General features: G+C 72.5%; 17 protein-coding genes and 1 pseudogene. 7 read left to right on the forward strand and 11 right to left on the reverse strand.

The window, feature by feature from the left end; all coding sequences use genetic code 11:
• Position 1 precedes the first annotated feature (1 nt).
• Positions 2-448: an Lrp/AsnC family transcriptional regulator gene (locus OHT51_RS36025; RefSeq protein WP_328883076.1), complete on the reverse strand. Its 447-nt coding sequence runs from the start codon at positions 446-448 to the stop codon at positions 2-4.
• A gap of 94 nt (positions 449-542) precedes the next feature.
• Between OHT51_RS36025 and OHT51_RS36030 the strand changes: the two genes are divergently transcribed.
• The 3 genes from OHT51_RS36030 to OHT51_RS36040 all read left to right on the forward strand — a co-directional run bounded on the left by OHT51_RS36030 (position 543) and on the right by OHT51_RS36040 (position 2,489).
• Positions 543-1,019 (forward strand): rhodanese-like domain-containing protein, encoded by a 477-nt coding sequence (locus tag OHT51_RS36030; RefSeq protein WP_328883077.1) that lies wholly within the window; start codon positions 543-545, stop codon positions 1,017-1,019.
• 57 nt (positions 1,020-1,076) lie between these two features.
• Positions 1,077-1,592 carry an immunity 21 family protein gene (locus OHT51_RS36035; protein WP_328883078.1) on the forward strand — a complete coding sequence of 172 codons (516 nt, stop codon included), beginning with the start codon at positions 1,077-1,079 and terminating at the stop codon, positions 1,590-1,592.
• Positions 1,593-1,655: 63 nt separating this feature from the next.
• The gene (locus OHT51_RS36040) at positions 1,656-2,489 is read left to right on the forward strand and encodes an SDR family oxidoreductase (protein ID WP_328883079.1); all 834 of its coding nucleotides are present in this window, start codon (positions 1,656-1,658) and stop codon (positions 2,487-2,489) included.
• An 80-nt stretch (positions 2,490-2,569) separates the two neighbouring features.
• Here OHT51_RS36040 and OHT51_RS36045 read toward each other — a convergent pair whose 3' ends face one another.
• Positions 2,570-4,258, reverse strand: coding sequence for a DUF885 domain-containing protein (locus OHT51_RS36045; RefSeq protein ID WP_328883080.1), 1,689 nt, complete (start codon positions 4,256-4,258; stop codon positions 2,570-2,572).
• A 64-nt stretch (positions 4,259-4,322) separates the two neighbouring features.
• A complete protein-coding gene (locus tag OHT51_RS36050; RefSeq protein ID WP_328883081.1) occupies positions 4,323-4,829 on the reverse strand; it encodes an Lrp/AsnC family transcriptional regulator in 507 nt (168 codons plus the stop codon).
• A gap of 118 nt (positions 4,830-4,947) precedes the next feature.
• Between OHT51_RS36050 and OHT51_RS36055 the strand changes: the two genes are divergently transcribed.
• Positions 4,948-6,246: a trans-sulfuration enzyme family protein gene (locus OHT51_RS36055; protein WP_328884555.1), complete on the forward strand. Its 1,299-nt coding sequence runs from the start codon at positions 4,948-4,950 to the stop codon at positions 6,244-6,246.
• Here OHT51_RS36055 and OHT51_RS36060 read toward each other — a convergent pair.
• The 5 genes from OHT51_RS36060 to pdxR all read right to left on the reverse strand — a co-directional run bounded on the left by OHT51_RS36060 (position 6,194) and on the right by pdxR (position 15,043).
• Entirely contained in the window at positions 6,194-7,555 is a 1,362-nt protein-coding gene (locus OHT51_RS36060) for a GNAT family N-acetyltransferase (RefSeq protein WP_328883082.1), read from the reverse strand. The genes OHT51_RS36055 and OHT51_RS36060 overlap by 53 nt on opposite strands.
• A 97-nt stretch (positions 7,556-7,652) precedes the next feature.
• The gene (locus OHT51_RS36065) at positions 7,653-10,355 is read right to left on the reverse strand and encodes a DUF6493 family protein (RefSeq protein ID WP_328883083.1); all 2,703 of its coding nucleotides are present in this window, start codon (positions 10,353-10,355) and stop codon (positions 7,653-7,655) included.
• Positions 10,352-11,764, reverse strand: coding sequence for an SWIM zinc finger family protein (locus tag OHT51_RS36070; RefSeq protein WP_328883084.1), 1,413 nt, complete (start codon positions 11,762-11,764; stop codon positions 10,352-10,354). The genes OHT51_RS36065 and OHT51_RS36070 overlap by 4 nt, the downstream gene beginning before the upstream one ends.
• Positions 11,765-11,909: 145 nt before the next feature.
• Positions 11,910-13,484 (reverse strand): alkaline phosphatase D family protein, encoded by a 1,575-nt coding sequence (locus tag OHT51_RS36075; RefSeq protein ID WP_328883085.1) that lies wholly within the window; start codon positions 13,482-13,484, stop codon positions 11,910-11,912.
• A gap of 143 nt (positions 13,485-13,627) precedes the next feature.
• Positions 13,628-15,043 (reverse strand): MocR-like pyridoxine biosynthesis transcription factor PdxR, encoded by a 1,416-nt coding sequence (gene pdxR / locus OHT51_RS36080; protein ID WP_328883086.1) that lies wholly within the window; start codon positions 15,041-15,043, stop codon positions 13,628-13,630.
• Positions 15,044-15,246: 203 nt separating this feature from the next.
• Between pdxR and OHT51_RS36085 the strand changes: the two are divergent.
• Positions 15,247-16,035 (forward strand): annotated as a pseudogene (locus OHT51_RS36085) (EamA family transporter); the annotation flags it as partial.
• Positions 16,036-16,128: 93 nt separating this feature from the next.
• On the opposite strand, the gene OHT51_RS36090 reads toward OHT51_RS36085, so the two are convergent.
• Positions 16,129-16,959, reverse strand: coding sequence for an alpha/beta fold hydrolase (locus tag OHT51_RS36090; RefSeq protein ID WP_328883087.1), 831 nt, complete (start codon positions 16,957-16,959; stop codon positions 16,129-16,131).
• A 205-nt stretch (positions 16,960-17,164) separates the two neighbouring features.
• On the opposite strand from OHT51_RS36090, the gene OHT51_RS36095 reads away from it, so the two are divergent.
• Positions 17,165-18,049, forward strand: coding sequence for an RNA polymerase sigma-70 factor (locus OHT51_RS36095; RefSeq protein ID WP_328883088.1), 885 nt, complete (start codon positions 17,165-17,167; stop codon positions 18,047-18,049).
• A 170-nt stretch (positions 18,050-18,219) separates the two neighbouring features.
• Positions 18,220-18,981, forward strand: coding sequence for a GntR family transcriptional regulator (locus OHT51_RS36100; protein WP_328883089.1), 762 nt, complete (start codon positions 18,220-18,222; stop codon positions 18,979-18,981).
• Positions 18,982-19,102: 121 nt separating this feature from the next.
• Here the strand turns inward: OHT51_RS36100 and OHT51_RS36105 are convergent, their stop codons facing one another.
• A complete protein-coding gene (locus tag OHT51_RS36105) occupies positions 19,103-20,260 on the reverse strand; it encodes an ROK family protein (RefSeq protein ID WP_328883090.1) in 1,158 nt (385 codons plus the stop codon).
• A 131-nt stretch (positions 20,261-20,391) separates the two neighbouring features.
• The gene (locus OHT51_RS36110) at positions 20,392-21,054 is read right to left on the reverse strand and encodes a response regulator transcription factor (protein ID WP_328883091.1); all 663 of its coding nucleotides are present in this window, start codon (positions 21,052-21,054) and stop codon (positions 20,392-20,394) included.
• Between the last annotated feature and the right edge of the window lie 9 nt (positions 21,055-21,063).

The following is a 21,063-nucleotide window of genomic DNA, read 5'->3' on the forward strand; positions in this document are numbered from 1 at the left end:
GTCAGTGGCCGAGCGGGCGGCGGGGCAGAGGGGACGAGTAGACGACGCTCGTCGTCACCGAGCCCAGTGTGCCGATCTTGCCTGACACCTCCTCCAGGTGCCGCATCGAACGGGCCGTGACCTTGATGACGAAACAGTCGTCGCCGGTGACGTGATGGGCCTCCAGGATCTCGGGCGTCGCGGCGACCAGGTCGTGGAACGGCTTGTAGTTGCCGTTCGGGTACCGAAGGCGGACGAAGGCCAGGATCGGCAGGCCCAGCCGCTCGGGGTCCACCACGGCGGCGTAGCCCTGGATGACGCCCGCCTCCTCCAGCCGACGCACCCTCTCGGTGACCGCGCTCGCGGACATGGACACGGCACGAGCGAGCTCGGCGAAACTGGCGCGGCCGTCGCGCTGGAGGACGTCGAGGATGCGCCAGTCGGTGGCGTCCGGGGAATACGCGGTCATGGGCGAGGAATAGCAGGGCATTCCCCGGCGGAACAAGAGGAGGGCAGGGGATTACCTATTCAGAGCGTGGATCACCGGCCGTAGATTTCCGGTCATGACGACTACGCCCAACGCTGTCCTGCGCGTCGCGCCCGCCACGCCTGCCGACGCCGCCGCCCACTTCCGTGCGAGCCTCGTCTTCCATGCCGACGTGTCCGACGTCGCCGCCGCGCTCGCGGCCGACGCCGACCCCGGCTTCGTCGTCCTGGACTCCCGTTCCACCGAGTCCTGGGACCAGGGCCACATCCCCGGCGCGCTCCACCTCCCCACCGCGCTGATCCCCGAGCAGGCTGAGCAGCTCCTCGACAGGTCCGTACCCCTCGTGACGTACTGCTGGGGCCCCGGCTGCAACGGCGCCACGCGCGCCGGGCTGGCCCTCGCCGAACTCGGCTACCAGGTCAAGGAGATGCTGGGCGGTTTCGAGTACTGGGCGCGTGAGGGCTTCGAGTACGAGACCTGGCAGGGACGGGAGCGTCGGGAGGCCGACCCGATGACCGCACCGCGAGCGGGTGCCGACAACTGCGGCTGCTGAGACGTGGGTTGGGCACGGTGTTCTGAGCGCAACGCGGTGCGTGTAGGTTCTGCTGCCATGGTGCGATACGCGGAACCGGGCGCGGTGGAGTGGGTGGAGTCGGGCGGCGGCCCGCTGATAGCGGTGCCGGAGACGGTGCTGCCGTTCTGGGCGGGCGCGGACGGCGACGAGACGGCCTCGGACTACGACCGGGCCTGCGAGATCGACGGCTTCGTCGGGCTGCTGCCTGTCGGAGACAGCGCGGCACTGGTGTTCGGCGACGAGCCCGCCTCGACCTCCTACCTGCCCGACCAGGGCATCTTCGTGCGCTGGTGCGCGGCCGACTCCGAAGCGGAACTGCTGGCCCGGGTCCCGGACGCCCTCGCCACGGCGGTCTGGGGGCACGAAGTGCGCTGGAAGGTGCCGGGAACGGTCGTCCTGTTCGACTCCGCCTGGCCCGGACGGGAGACGGAACGCACCGAGCATCTGCGAGTGGCCCTGGAGCCGGGGGCGTACGCCGTCCGAGCCGCCCAGGTGCAGCCAGGCCCGGAGGTCTGGCTGGGGCTCGTCCAACTGCGACGGCTGCCGCACTGACGCCACGTAGCTGCGTGAATATCCAGGTGCGCCGCACCCGGCAGATCACCATCATGATCTGCCATGCCCCGACTACCGCACCCCACCCCCCAAGACCTGCGCCGCGACCCCCTGCCCCTGCGCGGCCGGACCGCTCTGGTCACCGGGGCCAGCAGACGCGCCGGCATCGGCCATGCGGTGGCACGGCGGCTCGCCGCGTACGGGGCGAGCGTCTATCTGCACCACCATGTGCCGCACGACGCCGCGATGCCCTGGGGAGCCGACAGCCCGGACGACGTCGTCGCCTCCGTGCGTGAGGCGCTCGGCGACCCCGAGGCCCAGGTCCTCGCGGGACCCGGTGACCTGTCCGACCCGGCCGCGCCCGCCGAGCTGATCGCCACGGCCGCGGCGGCACTCGGCGGAAGGCTCGACATCCTGATCGCCAACCACGCCGTCAGCGGCTCCGACGGCACCCTCGACGAGATCGACGCCGCGATGCTCGACACGCACTGGGCGGTCGACACCCGCGCGGTACTGCTCCTCGTCCAGGCCCACGCCCGGCTGAGGCCGGCCGGTCCCGGCGGCCGCGTCGTGATGATGACCTCCGGGCAGGACATCGCGGGCGGCATGCCGGGGGAGATCGCCTACGCCCTTCAGAAGGGCGCCCTGGCCTCGATCACCCGCTCGCTCTCGACCACGCTCGCCGAACAGGGCATCACGGTGAACACCGTCAACCCGGGCCCCGTGGACACGGGCTACCTGACCGGTGAGGCGTACGAGGCCGTGGCCGCCCGCTTCCCGACCGGCCGGTGGGGCATGCCCGACGACCCCGCCCGCCTCGTCGCCTGGCTGGCGACGGACGAGGCGGGCTGGATCACCGGGGAGGTCATCAACTCCGAGGGCGGATTCGGGCGTTGAGGCGGCATTGCCGGCGTCGAGGGGGCGAGGCCGGCGCGTGCAGCGGAGGTTGACTTCCGCAGCAGGCGCCGGCGTCCGCCTCAGAGCCGGGCCAGCTCGTCCACCAGGTCGTCCAGGCCCAGGGAGCCCTGGGACAGGGCCGCCATGTGCCACGCCTTGAGGTCGAAGGCGTCGCCGTGCCGCTCGCGTGCCTTCTCGCGGCCCAGCAGCCACGCCCGCTCGCCGAGCTTGTAGCCGATGGCCTGGCCCGGAATCGTCAGATAGCGGGTCAGCTCGCTCTCCACGAAGTCCGCCGGACGGCTGCTGTGCGCGCCGAAGAACTCCTGGGCGAGCTCCGGAGTCCAGCGCTCACCCGGGTGGAACGGGGAGTCGGCCGGGATCTCCAGCTCCAGGTGCATGCCGATGTCGACGATGACCCGGGCGGCCCGCATCATCTGCGCGTCGAGGTAGCCGAGCCGGTGCTCCGGGTCCGTGAGGAAGCCGAGCTCGTCCATGAGCCGCTCCGCGTACAGCGCCCAGCCCTCGGCGTTGGCGCTGACCCCGCCGATGGTGGCCTGGTAGCGGGAGAGGTTGCCGGCGACGTACGTCCACTGCGCGAGCTGGAGGTGATGGCCCGGCACGCCCTCGTGGTACCAGGTCGAGACCAGGTCGTAGACCGGGAAGCGGGTCTGCCCCATCGTCGGCAGCCAGGTGCGGCCCGGCCGTGAGAAGTCCTCGGAGGGGGCCGTGTAGTAGGGCGCCGCCGCGCCGCCGGGCGGGGCGATGCAGGACTCCACCTTGCGTACCGGCTCGGCGAGTTCGAAGTGCGTGCCGTCGAGCTTCTCGATCGCCTCGTCCATCAGGCCCTGGAGCCAGTCGCGGACCTCGTCGACGCCCTCGATGTGGTGGCCGTGCTCGTCGAGGTGCGCCAGCGCCACCCATGGGGTCGCGGCGCCGGGAAGGATCTTCTCCGCTTCTTTCTTCATCTCGCCGAGCAGACGGTGGTACTCGGACCAGCCGTACGCGTACGCCTCGTCCAGGTCGAGGTCCGTGCCGTTGAAGTAGCGCGCCCAGCGGGCGTAGCGCTCGCGGCCGACCGTGTTCGGGGCGCTCTCGATCGCCGGCGCGTACACGTTGCGCATCCAGTCCCGCAGCTCCACCACGGCGGCCGTGGCCCCGCGGGCGGCCTCGTCCAGCTCCGCGCGCAGCGCATCGGGCCCGGCGGACACGAAGTCCTCGAACCAGCCATGCCCTTCACCCGTGTCGGACCACTCGGTGAGCTGCTCCACGAACGTGGCGGTGGGACGCGGGGCCGCGTACAGCTTGCGCTCCAGGCCCAGCGCCAGGGACTCGCGGTAGCCCGCGTACGCGACCGGCACCGCGCGCAGCCGCTCGGCGATCGCGGCCCAGTCCTCGTCGGTCTGGTTCGGGGTGACGGTGAAGATCTCGCGCACCGAATGCGCGGGCGTGGCCATGTTGCCGACCGCGCGCAGGCCTTCGTCGGTCTCGTGCACGGCGAGTTCCGCGGTGAGACGCTCGCGCAGCAGGCGCGCGCACCGGCGCTCGATGTCACTGTCCGCGCCGGGCTGCCGCTCGGCCTCGTCGAGCCGGGCGAGCGTGGCCCGCGAGAGGTCCGCGAGCGCCTCCTGGCCCGCGGGCGAGAGGTCGGGAAGCTTGCTCGAACTCTCCTTCACGCCGAGGTACGTACCGGTCACCGGGTCGAGGGCGATGAGCTCGTCGACATACGCGTCGGCGACCTCACGGGGCAGCGGGCTGTTGGTCTCAGACATGCGGTCCATCCTCATACGGCGACCGGCGCCGCGTCAGCCCGGTTTCACCGGCGCTTGTCCCACATCAGCCCGATTTCGCTGAGGGCGTGTTCTCCGGCGCGTCGTGTGGCAGAAGCGGCCCGCAGTCCCACTGCTGGAAGATCAACCGGGTCTCCACCCTCGCCACTTCGCGCCGGGAGGTGAACTCGTCCAGCACCAGCCGCTGCAGATCCGCCATGTCCGCGACCGCGACGTGGACCAGATAGTCGTCCGGCCCGGTCAGATGGAAGACGGTCAGCGACTCCGGCATCGCCCGGATCCGCTCCACGAACGGTCCCACCAACTCCCGCCGATGCGGCCTGACCTGCACGGACAGCAGCGCCTGAAGCCCACGGCCCAGCTTGGCCGGGTCCAGCCGGAGCTGATGGCCGAGGATCACGCCCGAACGCCGCAGTCGCGTCACCCGGTCCAGACACGTCGACGGCGCGACCCCGACCTGCGTGGCGAGATCACGGTAGGTGGTCCGGGCGTCGTTCTGCAGGAGCCGCAGCAGATGCAGATCGACCGGATCCAGAACGACAGATTCGGCCATTGGCCGAACGTAACACGGTCCTCCACCGCTGAACCCCGTCCACTGTTCAGTCTTCCGCTGTTCCGCCTTCAGCCCATGGATGCCCATGGACCCCGCGAGCAGGGAGGCATACGACCTTATGCACGGGTACGACGACGTACGCACCGCACCGAGAGCACTCGCCACCGAGGCCGTCCACGCCGGCCGCGACGACCTCGCACGGCAGGGCCTGCACGCTCCGCCGATCGACCTGTCCACCACCTACCCGTCCTACGACAGCCGCGGCGAGGCCGCCCGCATCGACGCCTTCGCCACCACCGGAGCCGAGCCGGACGGCCCACCCGTCTACGGCCGCCTGGGCAACCCGACCGTCGCCCGCTTCGAGACCGCCCTGGCCCGGCTGGAGGGCACCGAGGCGTCGGTCGCCTTCGCCAGCGGGATGGCGGCACTGAGCGCCGTCCTGCTCGTACGCGCCTCGATGGGCCTGCGCCACGTCGTTGCCGTACGCCCCCTGTACGGCTGCAGCGACCATCTGCTCACCGCCGGAGTGCTGGGCTCGGAGGTGACCTGGACCGACCCGGCCGGCATCGCGGAGGCGCTGCGTCCGGACACCGGCCTGGTGATGGTCGAGTCCCCGGCGAACCCCACGCTCGCCGAGGTGGACCTGCGGGCGGTGGCCCACGCCTGCGGCTCCGTTCCGCTGCTCGCGGACAACACCTTTGCCACCCCGGTGCTCCAGCGCCCGGCGGAACAGGGCGCGCGGCTCGTGCTGCACAGCGCCACCAAGTACCTCGGCGGGCACGGGGACGTGATGGCGGGCGTGGTGGCCTGTGACGAGGAGTTCGCCGGGCGGCTGCGGCAGATACGTTTCGCCACGGGCGGTGTCCTGCATCCGCTGGCCGGCTATCTGCTGCTGCGGGGCCTGTCGACCCTCCCTGTGCGAGTACGGGCCGCCTCGGCGAGCGCAGCCGAACTCGCCCGCCGCCTCGCCGACGACCCGCGCGTCTCCCGCGTCCACTATCCGCGCATTGGCGGCGCCATGATCGCCTTCGAGGTCCACGGCGACCCGCACGAGGTCATCGCCGACGTCCGCCTGATCACCCCCGCCGTGAGCCTCGGCAGCGTCGACACCCTCATCCAGCACCCGGCGTCCATCAGCCACCGCATCGTCGACGCGGACGACCGACGCGACGCCGGGGTGAGCGACCGACTGCTGCGGATGTCGGTGGGGCTCGAAGACGTCGACGACCTGTGGGCGGATCTCGACGCAGCGCTGGGAACGCCGACGCGCCCCGACAAGGGCGCGGGTTCGGCACGACATGCGGCCCGACCGCAGGGCACGCCCAGCCACAGCGCACCCGCGGCCGTCAAACGGCCCATGGCCTCTACGGCGCTTCGACCCTCCCCAGCTCACCCGCACTCGACAGTCGCCCCGTAACCCCCACGGCGCCCTCCGGCTCGGCATCCGGCGCGGCCAGGCGGGCCGTGATCACCAGGGTCCCCTCCTCGATCTGATAGTCGAGGGGGAGACCCAGGGCGCGCATCGCGGCGACCATGCCGGTGTTGGACGACTGCGTCACGGCGTACACGCTCTCGCAGCCCGCCTCGACCGCCATCCCCACCAGCCTGCGCAGCAACTCGCTGCCAATGCCGCGCCGCTGCCAGGCGTCCTCGACGAGCAGCGCGACCTCCGTCTCGTCGCCGTCCCACAGCAGGTGGCCGAGCCCGACGATGCGGCCCGACGCGGTCTGCACGGCGATCGTGCGGCCGAAGCGGGGGCTGAGCAGGTGGTTCAGATAGCGGTCCGCGTCGCCGACCGGCCCGTGGTACCGCATCCCGAGCGTCCGCGTCGAGCACCGCTCGTGCATCTCCTTGGCGGCCCGAACGTCACCGGTGTCCGCTCGGCGCACCGTGATGTCATTGCCCTCGGGCAGCGTCAGCACGTCCTGGCTGCGCGGCACGCGCGAGCCGAGCCGGGCGTCCAGCTCCACGAGGGCCCGCGCCCGCGCGAACTCGGTCGGCGTGAACGGCAGATAAGGCCGCTCCACGGTGATCACTCCGCCTTCCGGCGCCCGCAGCCGCATCACGGTGTCCTCGAGCGCGCCCTCCACCGGGACCGGTTCGGGGCCCCTTCCGCCCACGGCGGGCACTGCGGGCAGCGAGCGAATGGTGCACCGGCCGAGCAACTGACGCAGTGCCAGCGGTAGTTCTGCGGCGTCGAGCGCGGTACGGGTGGCAAGCCCCAGCACCCTCGTCGGCGCGTCCACCAGGTCGTGGGCGTCGGCCCGCTCGATCCAGGTCTCGGCACCGCCGGCCTCCGAGACCGCACGGGTGATGTCGGCCGCCATGAGACCGCCGGGCGCACGGAGCAGGAACTCATCCACCGTGCCGTCGGCCAGCGGATGTGTCTGCAGGCTCAGGATGTCCACTCGCCGGCCGGCGAGGGCCGTGCACAGCACGGCCAGCGACCCCGGTTCGTCCTGCACCGTCGTCCGCATCCGCCAGAGGCCGCCTTCATCGGTCACCCTCGCGGACGTCTCCGGCGACGGTTCCGACGGCCCGGCCTGCGCGCCAGGGCGCGGCCGGGCACCGGTATCGCCCGTCGGAGGCGCGTGACCGTGGCGGCGTGACCACCATGAGTGGAACCCCGCCGTGAAGAGTTCGGCGACCTGGACGACGTTCCTCCGCCAGGGGTGGGCGGAACGTCCGGATTTCGCACGCGTCACATCAGATATGTCTCGACTCATGCACCCACTGTGAAGGAACGGTGTTGCGTGATCACGAACGCTTTGTGACCGGGCGGTAAAGAACCTTTTTGTATTGTTTTTTACTTTTCTTGTCGAGTCAGGCGGCCGTCAACGCGCTGCGCAGTCGCCGAGCCTGGGCCACGAGCCGGGACGAGCCACGGCGATCCGCTGTCCGCGCCAGATGCGGCAGTTCCCCGCGTGCCCCCGTTCGCTCGGCGCACTCCGCAGCAACGGCCACGAGATCCGCGAGTCCTCGTGGGGGCGCGGTTGCCCCCGTGGCAGGCGCCCCACCGGTCCCTCCACTGGCTCTCCCCCCGGTCGCTCCGTCGGTCGCGAGGTCCGCGAGCAGGACGGGCAGAGTGTGCCGGAGCATCCCCCAGATGGTGGCGTTCGCCCCCGTGGCCGCCGCCGTGCGCACCGACTCCACGAGCCGCGACGGCTTCACGGCCCCGCGTCGCATCAACTGCCCCAGATCCGCGCCCATCCGGGCCCCGTCGAGCTGCCCGCGCGCCGCCAGCACCAGCAGTGCGTCCACGGCGGCGAGCCGGTCCTCCGGGTGCCGCGCACCGAGCCCGTACGCGACGGCCAGGTGCACCGCGTCACCGGCCTCGCCGCCCGATTCGGCCAGCCGCGGCAGGACCTCCGCGTCGCCTCGGGCGTCGTCGACGGCGACCGACGACATCTCGCGCAGCATTCTGACCGCCACGAGTTCGCGCTGCTCCGGCAGCAGGGCCAGCCAGTGCCGGCGCATGCCGTCGCCCCAGTGCCAGCAGTGCCGGCGATCCTGGACGAAGCTCACCGGCCGTCCCAACGGACGGAACTCGGCCGGCAAGTCGCCCTGCAGCTCGGCGATCTCCCCGGATTCGACGAGTATCCGGTCCCCTGACGTCTGCCGCCGGAACGCCGGCGCGGCCGGAGCCCCGGCTGTCAGCCACCCGGCGAGACGCGTCCCTTCCGCCGTGCCCAGCGCCGCCGCCCGCTCCGCGGCCGCCTCGGCCACCGCACGGTCGCCGCGTCGGACCCGCAGCAGTGCCTGCGCGAAGTCGGCCTTCGACACCCGTGCGCCGAGCTGCCGGTACTCGTCGAGACGCGTCACCAACTCGTCCGGCTCCAGCAGGCCTGTGCCCCAGGTGGGCGTGGACAGCAGGAACGGCAGAGGCTCGGTGCGGATGCGGTACGCCACTTCCCAGATGCGGGCCTCGAAGGCCCGGGTGAGGGGGCTGTGGCCGCAGTCGCTGGTGACGGTCCCGCTGCGCAGGGCCTTGTGGAGCGTGGTCGTGAGCACCTTGCCCCGCAGCGTCGCCAGCAGGAGTTCGAGACCGTGCGCCGCGTTGATCAGGCCGTGGTGCCTGGTGAAGTAGTCGTCCGCGCTGTACGCGTAGGCCTGTTCCCGACCGTCCCACCAGCGGCGCGCCACGACGGGGTCGAGCGCCTCCAGCAGCACGTCCCGATCGCGGTACGCGTGCCGCACGAGTCCGTCGAGTGCCCGCTCGAACGCCGCCACGTCATCGTCGGACGCGAGCAACGCGCTGACTTCCTCGGCCAGTTCCTCCGCGGACTCGGGCGCGGGCGCGAGTCGCACGGGCTCCGGTGCGGGCGGCAGCACCTCCTCGTAAGGCACCGGCTCCGACGCCACGGAGGACACCCCCAGGCTCCGGGCGGCTCGCATCCGGAGTGTGGGGATCAACTGTGCGGCGGCGTAGCCGAGTTCCTCCCGTGTCTCGGCCCTACCGACCTTGCCCGCATGCCGTTCCACAAGCTTCAGTGCCCGCTCCTGCACGTCCGAGTCCTCGTGTCCGAAGGCCTGGGCGGCGGCGGGCAGCAGCTCATCGGCTGCGGATGCGTCGCGGGCGAGAACCTTGCCCAGCAGGACCAGCTGGGCGCGCACGAGCTTCTTCTCGGTGCGGAAGAGGACCGCGCCCGACATCTCGGCCAGTTGACGGGTGGTCAGTTCACCGTCCAGGGCCAGCGACGCCAGCACCGACTGGGCGTGCGCGGCCACGACGGACGCGGCTTCGGAAGCCAGGGCCAGCCACTCGGCCGTGTGCTCCCGCTCCTCGTCCCGGGTGAGTGCGAGGGTGCGCAGCATGCGCAGGAACACCCGGTGGTCGGCGGCCGGACCACCTCGCAACAGGCGGGCCAGGCATGCGTCGACCGTCGCCTTCCGGTCCAGGACGCCGTCGGTGGTGAGCGTCGCCAACGCCTCGGTCCAGCTGTTCGGACCCTCGTCCGCAGTCCATGCCAGACGGCTGCCGATGTCGGTCGTCTCGAAGAGCGCGGCCGCGAGGTGCGCGAGGTGCGGGTCCTTGCGCAGCCGGTCCAGGATCGTGTCACCGCGCTGCCACACATGGCCGATGTGCTCCACCCACCCGTGGGCATAGGCCTCCGTGGTCGGCACCGGGCAGCCGGAGAGCCGTACCAGTCCCGCCATCAGTTCGTACGGCACACGCGAGCTGGTCGGCCGCTCGGCCAGCCGGTGCGCCACGTCGCCGAGCCAGCCGGGGGACCGGTCGCCCAGGAGGTCGATCAGCACCCCGGGCGGAGCGGGCCACCAGCGCATGTCGGAGGCCGCCAGCCAACTCGCCACGCCGGCCGCACCGGTCTGGCAGGCGGTCCCCGCCGCATGCAGGGTGGGATAGGCGCTGCGGGCCTGCGCGGTCCACTGATCCGCCCTCAGCTCCTTGCGCAGCGCCTTCAACTCCGGGAAGACCGCCCGTCGTTCGGCAGCCGTCATCCCGTCCAGCAGGCTCACCACCTCGGCCGTCCGCCCGGCCCGGACCGCTTCCATCAGCGAACTCATCGCGCACCCCCGTCGACTCGTGCCATGTCCCGCTCCGCAGCGGCGATGCCCCGCCGCCGCACCATCCGCACCGCCAGCGCGTGCTTGCACGGCCCGCGCCCACCCCGGTACTTCGCCCACCACAGACAGCTGCAGCTGAGCACGCCCGCCGCGTCGCGCACCCGGTGCACATGCCCGTCCTCGGCCGTCACCGTCCCGACGGCGCCGTCCAGGGCGACCGCGCCCGCCGCCACCAGCGCCTGTGCCGAACGCAACCGCGGGTTGTGGCGCTCCACGCGCTCGGCGTCGTACGGCAGCTCCCGGTGGAAGTAGGCCGCCTCGGCCGTGTCGTATCCGACCCGCCCCGACGTGCCCAGGCGGACCAGCGCCGCCCGGACGCGCTCGGGCGTGAGCCCCGAGGCGGCGGACAGGTCGGCCACGTCGACGCGAGGCTCCCACGCGAGGAGTACCGCGATCAGCTCCGCGTCCTCGGCGGCCTCGTCCGCCGCCAGGGCGTCCAGGACACCGCCCTCGCCGGAGAAGCCGCGCGAGGCGTCGGGCGACAGCGTCAGGGTCAGCCGCATGCCCGGCAGGACCACCTCCCAGGCACTGGCCGTCGCGGCGGCGCCGCCCGTGACCGAAGGGCCGTAGACCCGCAGGGCCGTGGCATGCCTCAGCACCCGCTGGAGCGCGAGCAGCCGCTCGGGGCCGGGCAGGCACACCGCACCGGGCACCGCGCGCGTGGTCGGCCGCAGCCCGCTCCCCGAAGACACCACCCAGCGCGCGCCGATCGAGGCGCCCCGCGCCCCACCGCGCGGCAGCGCCCGCAGGAACCGCACCGCCTCCGCAGCCGGCAGCTCGGCCCGCAGGTCGAAGCCGGCCGCTATCACCTGCGCCTCTGCGAAGCCCCGCAGCCAGCGGTCGGGGAGCGGCACCTTCTTCTCCACGACCGGGCCGTCCAGCGTGGTCACGGCCAACTCCTGCGGACCGACCCGCAGATGGAGCGGATCGTCCGCGCCGATCCTCGACAGGGCCTCGCGCAGGGGGTTGTTGACATCGACGTTCGTCGTGCCGTGTCCCACCTCGCCGCCGTCCAGGCCCGACTCCAGCACGTCCAGGCGGGCGTACACCCCGCAGCAGCCGGAGAAGGACTCGAAGCGCAGCCGGTCGCCGTTCCCCGTCACCACCGGGTCGAGAGAGGCGCGCAACTGCCGCTGGTAGTACCGCGCCGCCGCCACGTCGGCCACCGCGAGCAGCCCGGCGGAGGCCACCTGAGGAGACGTCAGGAAGCCTGCGAAGAACCGCGGATGGTCCTCCACGCCCGAGGGCGTCGCACCCCGTGAGGTCTCGAGCCCCAGGCGCTGTCCGTCCGCGGCGGACTCCAGCACGGAGGGTTGGCAATAGGCCACGGCCTGCAAAGATCGCGTCATGGAAAAACCGTAGAGGCGACCACTGACAATCGACCCTGACCTGCGAAAACAGCGTCTGGGGTGGGGAGTACGACCGTGCCGCGCCCCGGGGGATGACGCCGGTGCGCGGCACGGATTCCAGGCTAAGGCCTCCCGGCCACGGGAGTTACTGACCGACCCGGCCCGGCTGCAGGACCTGTGTGAACAGCACGGTGCCGTCGGACTCGCGCAGCCGCACCGTCAGTTCGCCGCTGCCGCCGTCGATGTCGACCTCGCCGAAGAACTGGTAGCCGCCGGCGGGCGAGACGTTCGCGGTCGTCGGCGCCTTGATGAACACCCGGTCCGGACCGAAGGTGTTGTCCAGGGTGTTCGCCGGGAACGCGCCCGCGTTGAGCGGGCCGGAGACGAACTCCCAGAAGGGCTCGAAGTCGGTGAACGCGGCCCGCGACGGCTGGTAGTGCTGGGCCGACGTGTAGTGCACGTCGGCGGTCAGCCACACGGTGCCGGTGATCCTGCGGTGCTTGATGAAGCGCAGCAGCTCGGCGATCTGCAGCTCCCGCCCGAGCGGAGCTCCCGGGTCGCCCTGCGCCACGGCTTCGACGTTCGGCTTGCCGTCGCCGGTGTCCGGTACCACCAGGCCCAGCGGCATGTCGGAGGCGATGACCTTCCACACCGCCCGCGAGCGGGACAGCTCGCGCTTGAGCCACCTCAGCTGCTCGGCGCCGAGGATGCCCTGCGCGTCGGTGGCCTGGTCGTCCGTCGAGTTGGCGTTGCGGTAGGTGCGCATGTCCAGCACGAACACGTCCAGCAGCGGACCGTGGTTGACCACCCGGTACACGCGGCCGTCGGGGCGGCGCAGGGTGGAGATGGGGAAGTACTCCGAGAACGCCTGCCGGGCGCGTGTGGCCAGGACGTCGACGTTCTTCTCGGTGTAGCGGGAGTCGGCGAGGATCTCGCCGGGGTACCAGTTGTTGGTGACCTCGTGGTCGTCCCACTGGATGATCGACGGAACCTGCGCGTTGAAGCGCTTGAGGTTGTCGTCGAGCAGGTTGTAGCGGAAGTTGCCGCGGAACTCGGCCAGGGTCTCGGCGACCTTGGACTTCTCCTCGGTGGTGATGTTCCGCCAAGTGCTGCCGTCGGGCAGCGCGACCGACGCCGTGATCGGGCCGTCGGCGTAGATGTTGTCGCCGCTGCAGAGGAAGAAGTCCGGGTCCAGCGCCGCCATCGCGTTGTAGATCCGGTAGCCGCCGAACTCCGGGTTGATGCCCCAGCCCTGCCCTGCGAGGTCGCCCGACCACACGAAGCGCACCCCGTCGCGCCGCCGCGCGGAGGCCGTACGGAACGTGCCGGAGACCGGCTCACCGGTGCGGCGCGGGTCGTCCGGGTCGGCGAGCAGCACGCGGTAGTGGATCTGCTCGCCGGACGGCAGTCCGCGCAGCCGGGTCGTGCCGGTGAAGTCCGTGTCCGCGCCGAGCAGCGGGCCGTGCCATCTGTGCGGTGTGCGGAACGACTCGGTCGCGGACGTCTCGACGATCATCCGGGCCGGACGGTCGGACCGCACCCACACCAGCCCCGAGTCGCAGGTCACGTCGCCCGTCTGGACGCCCCAGCCCGCCTTGGGACGCCCCGACAGGGCGAACGCCGGTGCCGAGCCGAGTGCCGTGGGCAGGGTGAGCGCCGCCGAAGCGGCGAGCGAGCCGCGCAGAACGCTGCGCCGGCCCGGGGACGGACGGTGTGACATGAAGGCCTCCAGAGGCGGGATCCGGCCAGTGTGCAGTGCCACAACTACTGGTGCGCCGCAGCGCACACGGAAACCACAAGTGAACAACCGACCGCATCCGCAAGGGAACCGGCGTGCCGGGTGCAGTGCCGGTGCAGTGCCGATCAGCGCGGACCTGCGACGACCGCCTCCGCCATGAGCCGTACACCCGCCCGGATCCGCGTCGGCGACAAATGCGCGTAGCCCAGGACCAGCCGCACACCCGGCCGGCCCTCCTCCCCGGCACGCGCGTGTGCGTAGTCCGTCAGAGGCCGCACCGCCACCCCGGCCGCGGCCACGCGCGCGAGGAACCGCTCCTGGGGCCCGTACCGCTCCGGCAGCGCGGCGATGACGTGCAGGCCCGCGGCGATCCCGGTCACCTCCGCGCCCGGGAAGTGCTCCTCCAGGGCGGATACGAGGGTGTCGCGGCGCTCCCGGTACGCGCGCTGGCACCGGCGCAGCTGGCGGTCGTAGTCGCCGCGCTCCAGGAACCGGGCGAACAGCGCCTGATCGAGGGTGGGATGGCCGAGATCCATGGTCCGCTTGCGCTCGACGACATCCTCGGCCAGCGCCTCCGGCACGAGCAGCCAGCCGAGCCGGAGGCCCGGTGCGAGGGACTTGCTGACCGATCCCGCGTACGCGACGCGCTCGGGGTCGAGCCCCTGGAGCGCGCCGACGGGCGCACGGTCGTACCGGAAGTCGCCGTCGTAGTCGTCCTCCAGGACGAATCCGTCGACGGACCGCGCCCAGTCGAGCAGTTCGGCACGGCGACGCGCCGAGTAGGCGATGCCGGTGGGGAACTGGTGCGCCGGGGTCGTGACGACGGACCGTACGCCGGACTCCCGCAACGGTCCGACGGCGAGCCCCTCGTCGTCCAGCGGCAGCGGCACGGTGGTCACCCCCGCTGCCGCGTAGAGCGCTTCGTGCTGTGGGCTCCCGGGATTCTCCACGCCCACTTCGCGCATCCCGCGCGCGTGCAGCACGAACCCGAGCAGGGTCGTCGCCTGCGCCACCCCGGACACGACCACGATGCGCTCGGGGTCCGCGACCACGCCCCGGCGGCGCGCCAGCAGTTCGGCCAGCGCCGTACGCAGCCGGGGCACCCCGCGCGGGTCGGGATAGCCGAGTTCGGCGTGCGGCAGCTCGGCCAGCACGCCGCGCTGCGCGGCAGCCCACGCCGCGCGCGGGAACAGGGACATGTCCGGTGTCCCGGGTACGAAGTCGGCGTGGGGGCCGGTGGCGCGTGGAGCGAGATCACGCGCGCGTGGCCGGGCGGACCGTACGGCACTGCCCACCCAGGTTCCGGCACCCCGGCCGCTGCGCAGATAGCCCTCCGCCGTCAGCTGCTCGTACGCCTCGGTGATCAGCCCGCGCGACACACCGAGGTCGGCCGCGAGATCCCGGCTCGACGGCAGCCGGGTGTCCGGCGCCAGCCGCCCCGACCGCACCGCCTCACGCAGCGCCGCCTGCAGCGAACGCCCACGCGCGCGTGCCGGCGCCGACGCGGCAGGCAGCAGCAACTCCCAGGCCGCGGAGTCCACGGGAGGCTGCGGGCCACCTGGGGTCGGCGCCGCGGAGGGCTGCGCCCGCCCGCTAAGGCCGCTCGCCCGCACCGAGCAACCGTCTGCCGAGGCCTCCGAGGCGTCCGTGGCGTGTCGTGCCGCCCTCCCGGCCGGATTGGTCTGCGATGGCGTCATGAAAGTGGACCTTAATCCGGACCGCTGCGCTTCCTACCGTCGCTGCCATGAAAGCCACCACCGCGCGCGGAGCCCTGCTCGCCGCGTTCGCCTGCGTCCTCGTCGGGGGATCCTTCACCGCCAACAGCCTCCTCGGCGACTACCCGTACGCCGGCGGCCAGTTCCTGCGCTACGCCCTCGCCTGCCTCCTGCTGATCCCGCTGGCCGGGCGTGGTGCCACGGCCCGGCTGCGCGCGCTCGCGGCCCGTCAGTGGGCCCGCCTCGTAGTACTCGCCGCCGTCGGCATGGTCGGCTTCAACCTGGCTGTGATCGCCGCCGAGCGCACGGCCGAACCGGCGGTTCCCGGAGTCTTCGTCGGCTGCGCGCCCGTGGTCGTGGCCGTGGTCGTCCCCCTGCTGGACAAGCGCCGCCCCCAACGGACCGTCCTCTACGGGGCGTTGTTGGTCGCGACGGGCGCGGTCACGGTCCAGGGCTGGGGGCGTACGGACGGCGCCGGCATCGCCTTCTCCGCCTGTGCGCTGGTCGGCGAGGTCGGTTTCGCCGTCCTGGCCGTGCCCGTGCTGCGCCCGCTGGGCCCGCGGCTGCTGTCCGCCGCGGTGTGCGGTGTCGCGGCGGTCGAGTCCGCGGCGGCCGGACTGCTCCTGGACGGCACCGCGTGGCTGCGCCGGCCAGACACCACCGAGGCGGCCGCTCTGCTGTGGCAGGCGGTGGTCGTGACCGTGGTCGGCTTCGTGTGCTGGTACATGGGCATGCAGCGGATCGGCGCCGAGCGCGCCACGCTCTTCTCCGGCCTCATCCCGGTGGCCGCCGCCTGCACCGCCCCGCTCGTCGGAACCGGCTCCTACGGCGCCGTACAGGCGCTGGGGAGCGCCCTGGTCGGCGCCGGAGTCGCCCTGGGGTCGGGCGCGTTGGCGCGCGCCCCGCGTGGGTCAGCGGCTGCCGTCGAGGATGACGCGCGCGACCAGGGCCGGGTCGTCGTTCATGGGGCAGTGGCCGCAGCCGGGCAGCCTGACGAGGCGCGCCCGGGGGATGATCTGCTTGGCGCGCACGCCCTGGCGGCGCACGAGCAGCCGGTCCCTGGTGCCCCAGGCCACGGTGACCGGGATCCCGGGGATGTCGTCGGTGAACCGGACGGCCCGGCCGGCGTCGAGGGTCTGGTCGAAGCCCGTGGCCCGCGCCAGCGCCAGGGTCTCGGCGACCACGGCGTCGGGTGACCGGCGGCCGGGACGGGCGTAGATCGTGCTCGTCAGGACCGTACGGCCGGCCGCCGACCGGGACAGCTGCTCCACCAGCGGCAGCGGCAACCGGCGGGAGATCTGCCGCATCGCGAGCAGCACGCCGAAGGCGTAACGCCGCTCGGCCTCCGCCCAGAACCCGGCCGGGGAGAGGGCGGTGACGGACCGCACGAGCTTCTCGCGGCCGAGTTCGAGTGCGATCAGGCCGCCCAGCGAGTTGCCCACCACATGCGGCCGGTCGAGTTCCATGGCCTCGCACAAGGCACCGAAGACGGCCGTCGTCGTCGCCAGGTCGTAGGAGAGGGCGTTCGGCAGGCCCGGGGACGTTCCGAAGCCGGGCAGGTCCACGGAGATCACATCGCGCTCGGTCGCGAGGATGTCGATCACCGGTTCCCAGACCTGCCGGTGATGCCCGATCCCGTGCAGCAGGAGCAGCGGTTCGCCGCTGCCCACGCGCGTGTAGTCGACGCTCACGCTCTGCGGGCCGTGGGGAGAGGCGACCTGGAAGGAGACGGTGGCGGACATGGGGTTGCTCCTTGGCTGGGACACGCTGACGGACGGCCGTAGACAGCTTGTCAGCAATTGCTACCGACGGGTAGACCCTGACCGTCGCGGACACCGGGCTCGCGTGCTCCCCAACGCGCCCTGCGCCCCCCGAGGTTGAACGACACGGGGTGGAGGGGGTCGATTTCGCCTGGACACGGCCGGACGCGTCGGCTGGGATGGAGCGGTGACCACCGACACCGAGACCGACGTCTTCGAAGAGCACCGCCCCGTCCTCCTGGGGGTCGCCTACCGCATGCTCGGCCGTGTGGCCGACGCGGAGGACGTGGTGCAGGAGGCCTGGCTGCGCTGGTCGGGCGCCGAGCGGTCCGAGGTGCGCGAACCGCGCGCCTACCTGGTGCGCATCACGACCCGGCTCGCCATCGACCGACTGCGCCAGGTCAAGGCGCGAGGCGAGACCTACGTCGGTCCCTGGCTGCCGGAGCCGTACGTCACCGCCTTCGGGGACGCCGTCCCGGACACCGCCGAGCGGGCCGTCCTCGCCGATTCCGTCTCCCTCGCCGTGCTCGTCGTCCTGGAGTCGCTGTCACCGCTGGAGCGGGCGGTGTTCGTCCTCAGGGAGGCCTTCGGCTACCCCTACGCCGAGATCGCCGCCATGCTCGACCGCGGCGAGGCGGCGGTGCGCCAGCTGGCCGGGCGGGCCCGCAAGCATGTCGACGAGCGGCGGCCGCGGTACGAGGTCGACCCCGCCCAGCGACGCGATCTCACCGAAAGGTTCCTGGCCGCGGCGGCGGAGGGAGACCTGGAGGGCCTGATGTCGCTGCTTGCCCCGGACGTCCGTCTCGTCGGCGACAGCGGCGGCAAGGCCAAGGCGCCGGTACGCGTCCTGGAGACGGCCGACAAGGTCGGGCGCTTCCTCGTGGGCGTCACCCGGAACGGCGTCCCCGATGTCACCTTCCGGTTCCTGGAGATCAACGGTGGCCCCGCGGTGCTGGTGCGGTCCGGCGACAAGCCCGACAGCGTCTTCCAACTGGACGTCCTGGACGGGCAGATCCAGTCGGTCTACATCATCCGCAACCCCGACAAGCTGACGTCGCTGGCGACGGCGTAGCTCTCACCGCCCCGTCCCGGCGGTGGCGGCGCGAGCCGTCCCGTGAACGTTCCCGGCGATTGGTATTGACCAAGGGTGAGGGCCGCCCTATGGTCGCAGATAAGTGCAACAACCTTTAATAAACAAGGGCGCTAAAACGCCGACGGGCCACGGCGATTGCGGAGGACAGGGTGGGGACCACGCAGCTGGAAACGGTGCCGGAACCGAAGTACTGGCATCTGAGGACCGTGCTCAGTGAGGCACTGGACTCCGAGTTCACCGTTGGCGAGATTCTGCCCAACGAACGCGACCTGGCAGCCCGCTTCGGCGTCGCCAGGGCCACGCTCCGGCAGGCCCTGGAACAGCTCGAACTGGAAGGCAGGCTGCAGCGCCGCCGCGGTGTCGGTACGACTGTCGCGCCGCCGCGCGTGGGCGTGTCCGTCGGGGGCGAGCAGCACGCCTGGCCGGGGGCGACCGACGACGTCTGGCAGCCCGCGGACTGCGCACTGGCGGCGCCGCCCGCGTCCGTCGCGGACGCCCTGGAGAGCGGCCGGGACGAGGCGGTGCACACCGTGCGCCGCTCCCGCGTCACGCACGGCCAGCCCGTCGCCGCCGAACTGCTCTACATCCCGCAGTCCTCGGTGCCCGACCTCTCCGCCATCGACGCCCCGGCCGGAGCGGCACGCGCGCGTGCCGTGCTGCGCGAGCTGCAGCGCCTGGAGCTGGAGGGCCAGGACAGCGCCGTCGAGCTGGGCTCGGCACGCGCGGACGACGCCAAGGAGCTGGACCGCCTCCCGGGAGCGCCCGTCCTCGTCGTGACCACCCGCTACCTCGCCGACGGCCGCACCGCCGTGCTCTCCGTCGCCACGTACCGCGCGGACACCTGCCGGCTGACCTTCGGCGACTCCGGCGGCGTGGAGATCCACCAGGGCCCGGAGCGCCAGGCGTCCTGACCGTCGTACCGGCACATGCTCGCGCCCTGGATCGACTCCGGGGCGCGGCGCGTTGAGTGGCGCGGAGGTCGCGCCGCTGCCTGCCGGTGGCGCGCCGGCCCTGTGCCTGACCGGATGACCGTCAGCGTCGCCCCGTGACAGTCCCCTCGACCGCGAACAGCTGCTCCTCGACATGGTCGAGAGCGAGCCGCAGCGCGCCGGTCGCCACGGCGGCTTCGCCGAGGAGGGACAGCGCGACCTTCGGCGGACGCAGGCAGTAGCGGGCCAGCTCGCGGCGCAGCGGCTCCAGTACGCCGTCCAGGCCGGCCGCCCAGCCGCCGACGACGACCAGCTCGGGGTCGAGAGCCAGGACGAGCGCGGCCACGTCGTGGACGAGGCGCTGAATGAAGCGATCGACGGCCGCGAGGGCCTGTTGGTCGCCGTCGCGGGCCTGGGCGAACACCTTGGCGACGGCGTGCTCGTCCAGGGGGCGCAGGGGCTCGTCCGTGGTCGACAGCAGCGTTTCAGGTGTCGCCTCGCGGCCCAGCAGATGCAGCGCGCCGATCTCACCGGCCGCGCCGCCGAAGCCCCGGTGCAGCTGACCGCCGATCAGCGAACCGGCGCCGGGGCTCAGCCCGGCCAGGACGAACACCACGTCGTCGGACTCGGTGGCGGAGCCCTTCCAGTGCTCGGCAACGGCCGCCGCGTTGGCGTCGTTCTCCACCAGGACCGGGCACTTGAAGGAACGGCTCAGCCGCTCGCCCAGCCTGAGCCCCGTCCACTCGGGCAGCGCGGCGCCCAGCCGCACGGTCCCGTCCGCCTCGACGATGCCCGGCGTCGCGACCCCGACAGCCCGCAGCGAGCTGCGCGCCACACCGGCCCTGCGCAGCAGCTCGACCACGCCCGTACGCACCCGATCGAGGCGCTCGTCGGCCGGAGCCGTCTCGTCGACGTCCTTGGCGATGGCGCCGAGAATCCGGCCGTCCAGGTCGGCAAGGAGCGCGGCGACCCGATGCGATCCGATCTCCACGCCGAGCAGGTGACCGGCCTCGGCCCGGAACCGGAACCGGCGCGCGGGCCGGCCCTGGCGCCGCACGACACTCTCGTCGGCCGCCTTCTCGACGACGTACCCCGCCTCGATGAGCCCCTCGACGACGCCCTCGACGGTGGGCCGGGACAGCCCGGTCACCCGGGTGATCTCCGTCAGCGTGGCGGCGTCCGTGGCACGCAGCGCGTGCAGCACCACCGCGGAGTTGATCCTTCGCAGCAGCGAGGGATCCCCGCCGGTCAGTGGCCCCAACGTCCGTCCTCCCAGCTCGTGCGCATGTTGGGCGGATGGTACTCGCAGTGGCGAACCCGGGCGAGTGTCGGGCACCCCCGAACCTACTGGTCGGTCCGCCCGACTGTCCTCGCCCCGGTCCGGGAGCGGGCTCACCCCGGCGCCACGAACCCCGACTCGTAAGCCGTGATCACCGCCTGCGTGCGATCCCGCGCCCCCAGTTTGGCCAGGACGGCGCTCACATGGGACTTCACCGTCTCCGTCCCGACCACCAGCCGGGCCGCGATCTCCGCGTTCGACAGTCCGCGTGCCATCAGCCGCAGCACCTCGGCCTCCCGCTCGGTCAGCCGGGCCCGCTCCAGCACCGCGCGCGCCGCCCGGTTGCCGCCGTCGTCGCCGTACTGTGCGGCCAGCTGCCGCACCGACGCGGGGAAAAGCAGCGACTCGCCCTCGGCGACCAGCCGCACCGCGTGCACGATCTCGGCAGGCCGGGCCCGCTTCAGCAGGAACCCGTCGGCACCGGCCCGCAGCGCCTCGTACACGTACTCGTCGTTCTCGAAGGTCGTGACGACGAGGATCTTCGGCGGCTCGTCGACCGTGCGCAGCACCGCGCGCGTGGCCTCGATCCCGTCCAGCAGCGGCATCCGTACGTCCATGGCGACCACATCGGGCCGCAGCTGCCTCACCAGTGGGATCACCGCCGCCCCGTCGGCGGCCTCCCCGACCACCTCGATGTCGGGCTGTGCCTCCAACACGGCCCGCAGACCCGCGCGTACGAGGGGTTCGTCGTCGACGAGGAGAACGGTGACCGGCATCCGGCCAGC

Origin of the sequence: Streptomyces sp. NBC_00299 (assembly GCF_036173045.1) — a bacterium.
Taxonomy (GTDB): Bacteria; Actinomycetota; Actinomycetes; order Streptomycetales; family Streptomycetaceae; genus Streptomyces; species Streptomyces machairae.

Bases quoted from the DNA above. Each gene is read 5' to 3' on its own strand.
- OHT51_RS36025 (WP_328883076.1), bottom strand. From the start codon at position 448: ATGACCGCGTATTCCCCGGACGCCACCGACTGGCGCATCCTCGACGTC.
- OHT51_RS36030 (WP_328883077.1), top strand. From the start codon at position 543: ATGACGACTACGCCCAACGCTGTCCTGCGCGTCGCGCCCGCCACGCCT.
- OHT51_RS36035 (WP_328883078.1), top strand. From the start codon at position 1,077: ATGGTGCGATACGCGGAACCGGGCGCGGTGGAGTGGGTGGAGTCGGGC.
- OHT51_RS36040 (WP_328883079.1), top strand. From the start codon at position 1,656: ATGCCCCGACTACCGCACCCCACCCCCCAAGACCTGCGCCGCGACCCC.
- OHT51_RS36045 (WP_328883080.1), bottom strand. From the start codon at position 4,258: ATGTCTGAGACCAACAGCCCGCTGCCCCGTGAGGTCGCCGACGCGTAT.
- OHT51_RS36050 (WP_328883081.1), bottom strand. From the start codon at position 4,829: ATGGCCGAATCTGTCGTTCTGGATCCGGTCGATCTGCATCTGCTGCGG.
- OHT51_RS36055 (WP_328884555.1), top strand. From the start codon at position 4,948: ATGCACGGGTACGACGACGTACGCACCGCACCGAGAGCACTCGCCACC.
- OHT51_RS36060 (WP_328883082.1), bottom strand. From the start codon at position 7,555: ATGAGTCGAGACATATCTGATGTGACGCGTGCGAAATCCGGACGTTCC.
- OHT51_RS36065 (WP_328883083.1), bottom strand. From the start codon at position 10,355: ATGAGTTCGCTGATGGAAGCGGTCCGGGCCGGGCGGACGGCCGAGGTG.
- OHT51_RS36070 (WP_328883084.1), bottom strand. From the start codon at position 11,764: ATGACGCGATCTTTGCAGGCCGTGGCCTATTGCCAACCCTCCGTGCTG.
- OHT51_RS36075 (WP_328883085.1), bottom strand. From the start codon at position 13,484: ATGTCACACCGTCCGTCCCCGGGCCGGCGCAGCGTTCTGCGCGGCTCG.
- OHT51_RS36090 (WP_328883087.1), bottom strand. From the start codon at position 16,959: ATGTCCGCCACCGTCTCCTTCCAGGTCGCCTCTCCCCACGGCCCGCAG.
- OHT51_RS36110 (WP_328883091.1), bottom strand. From the start codon at position 21,054: ATGCCGGTCACCGTTCTCCTCGTCGACGACGAACCCCTCGTACGCGCG.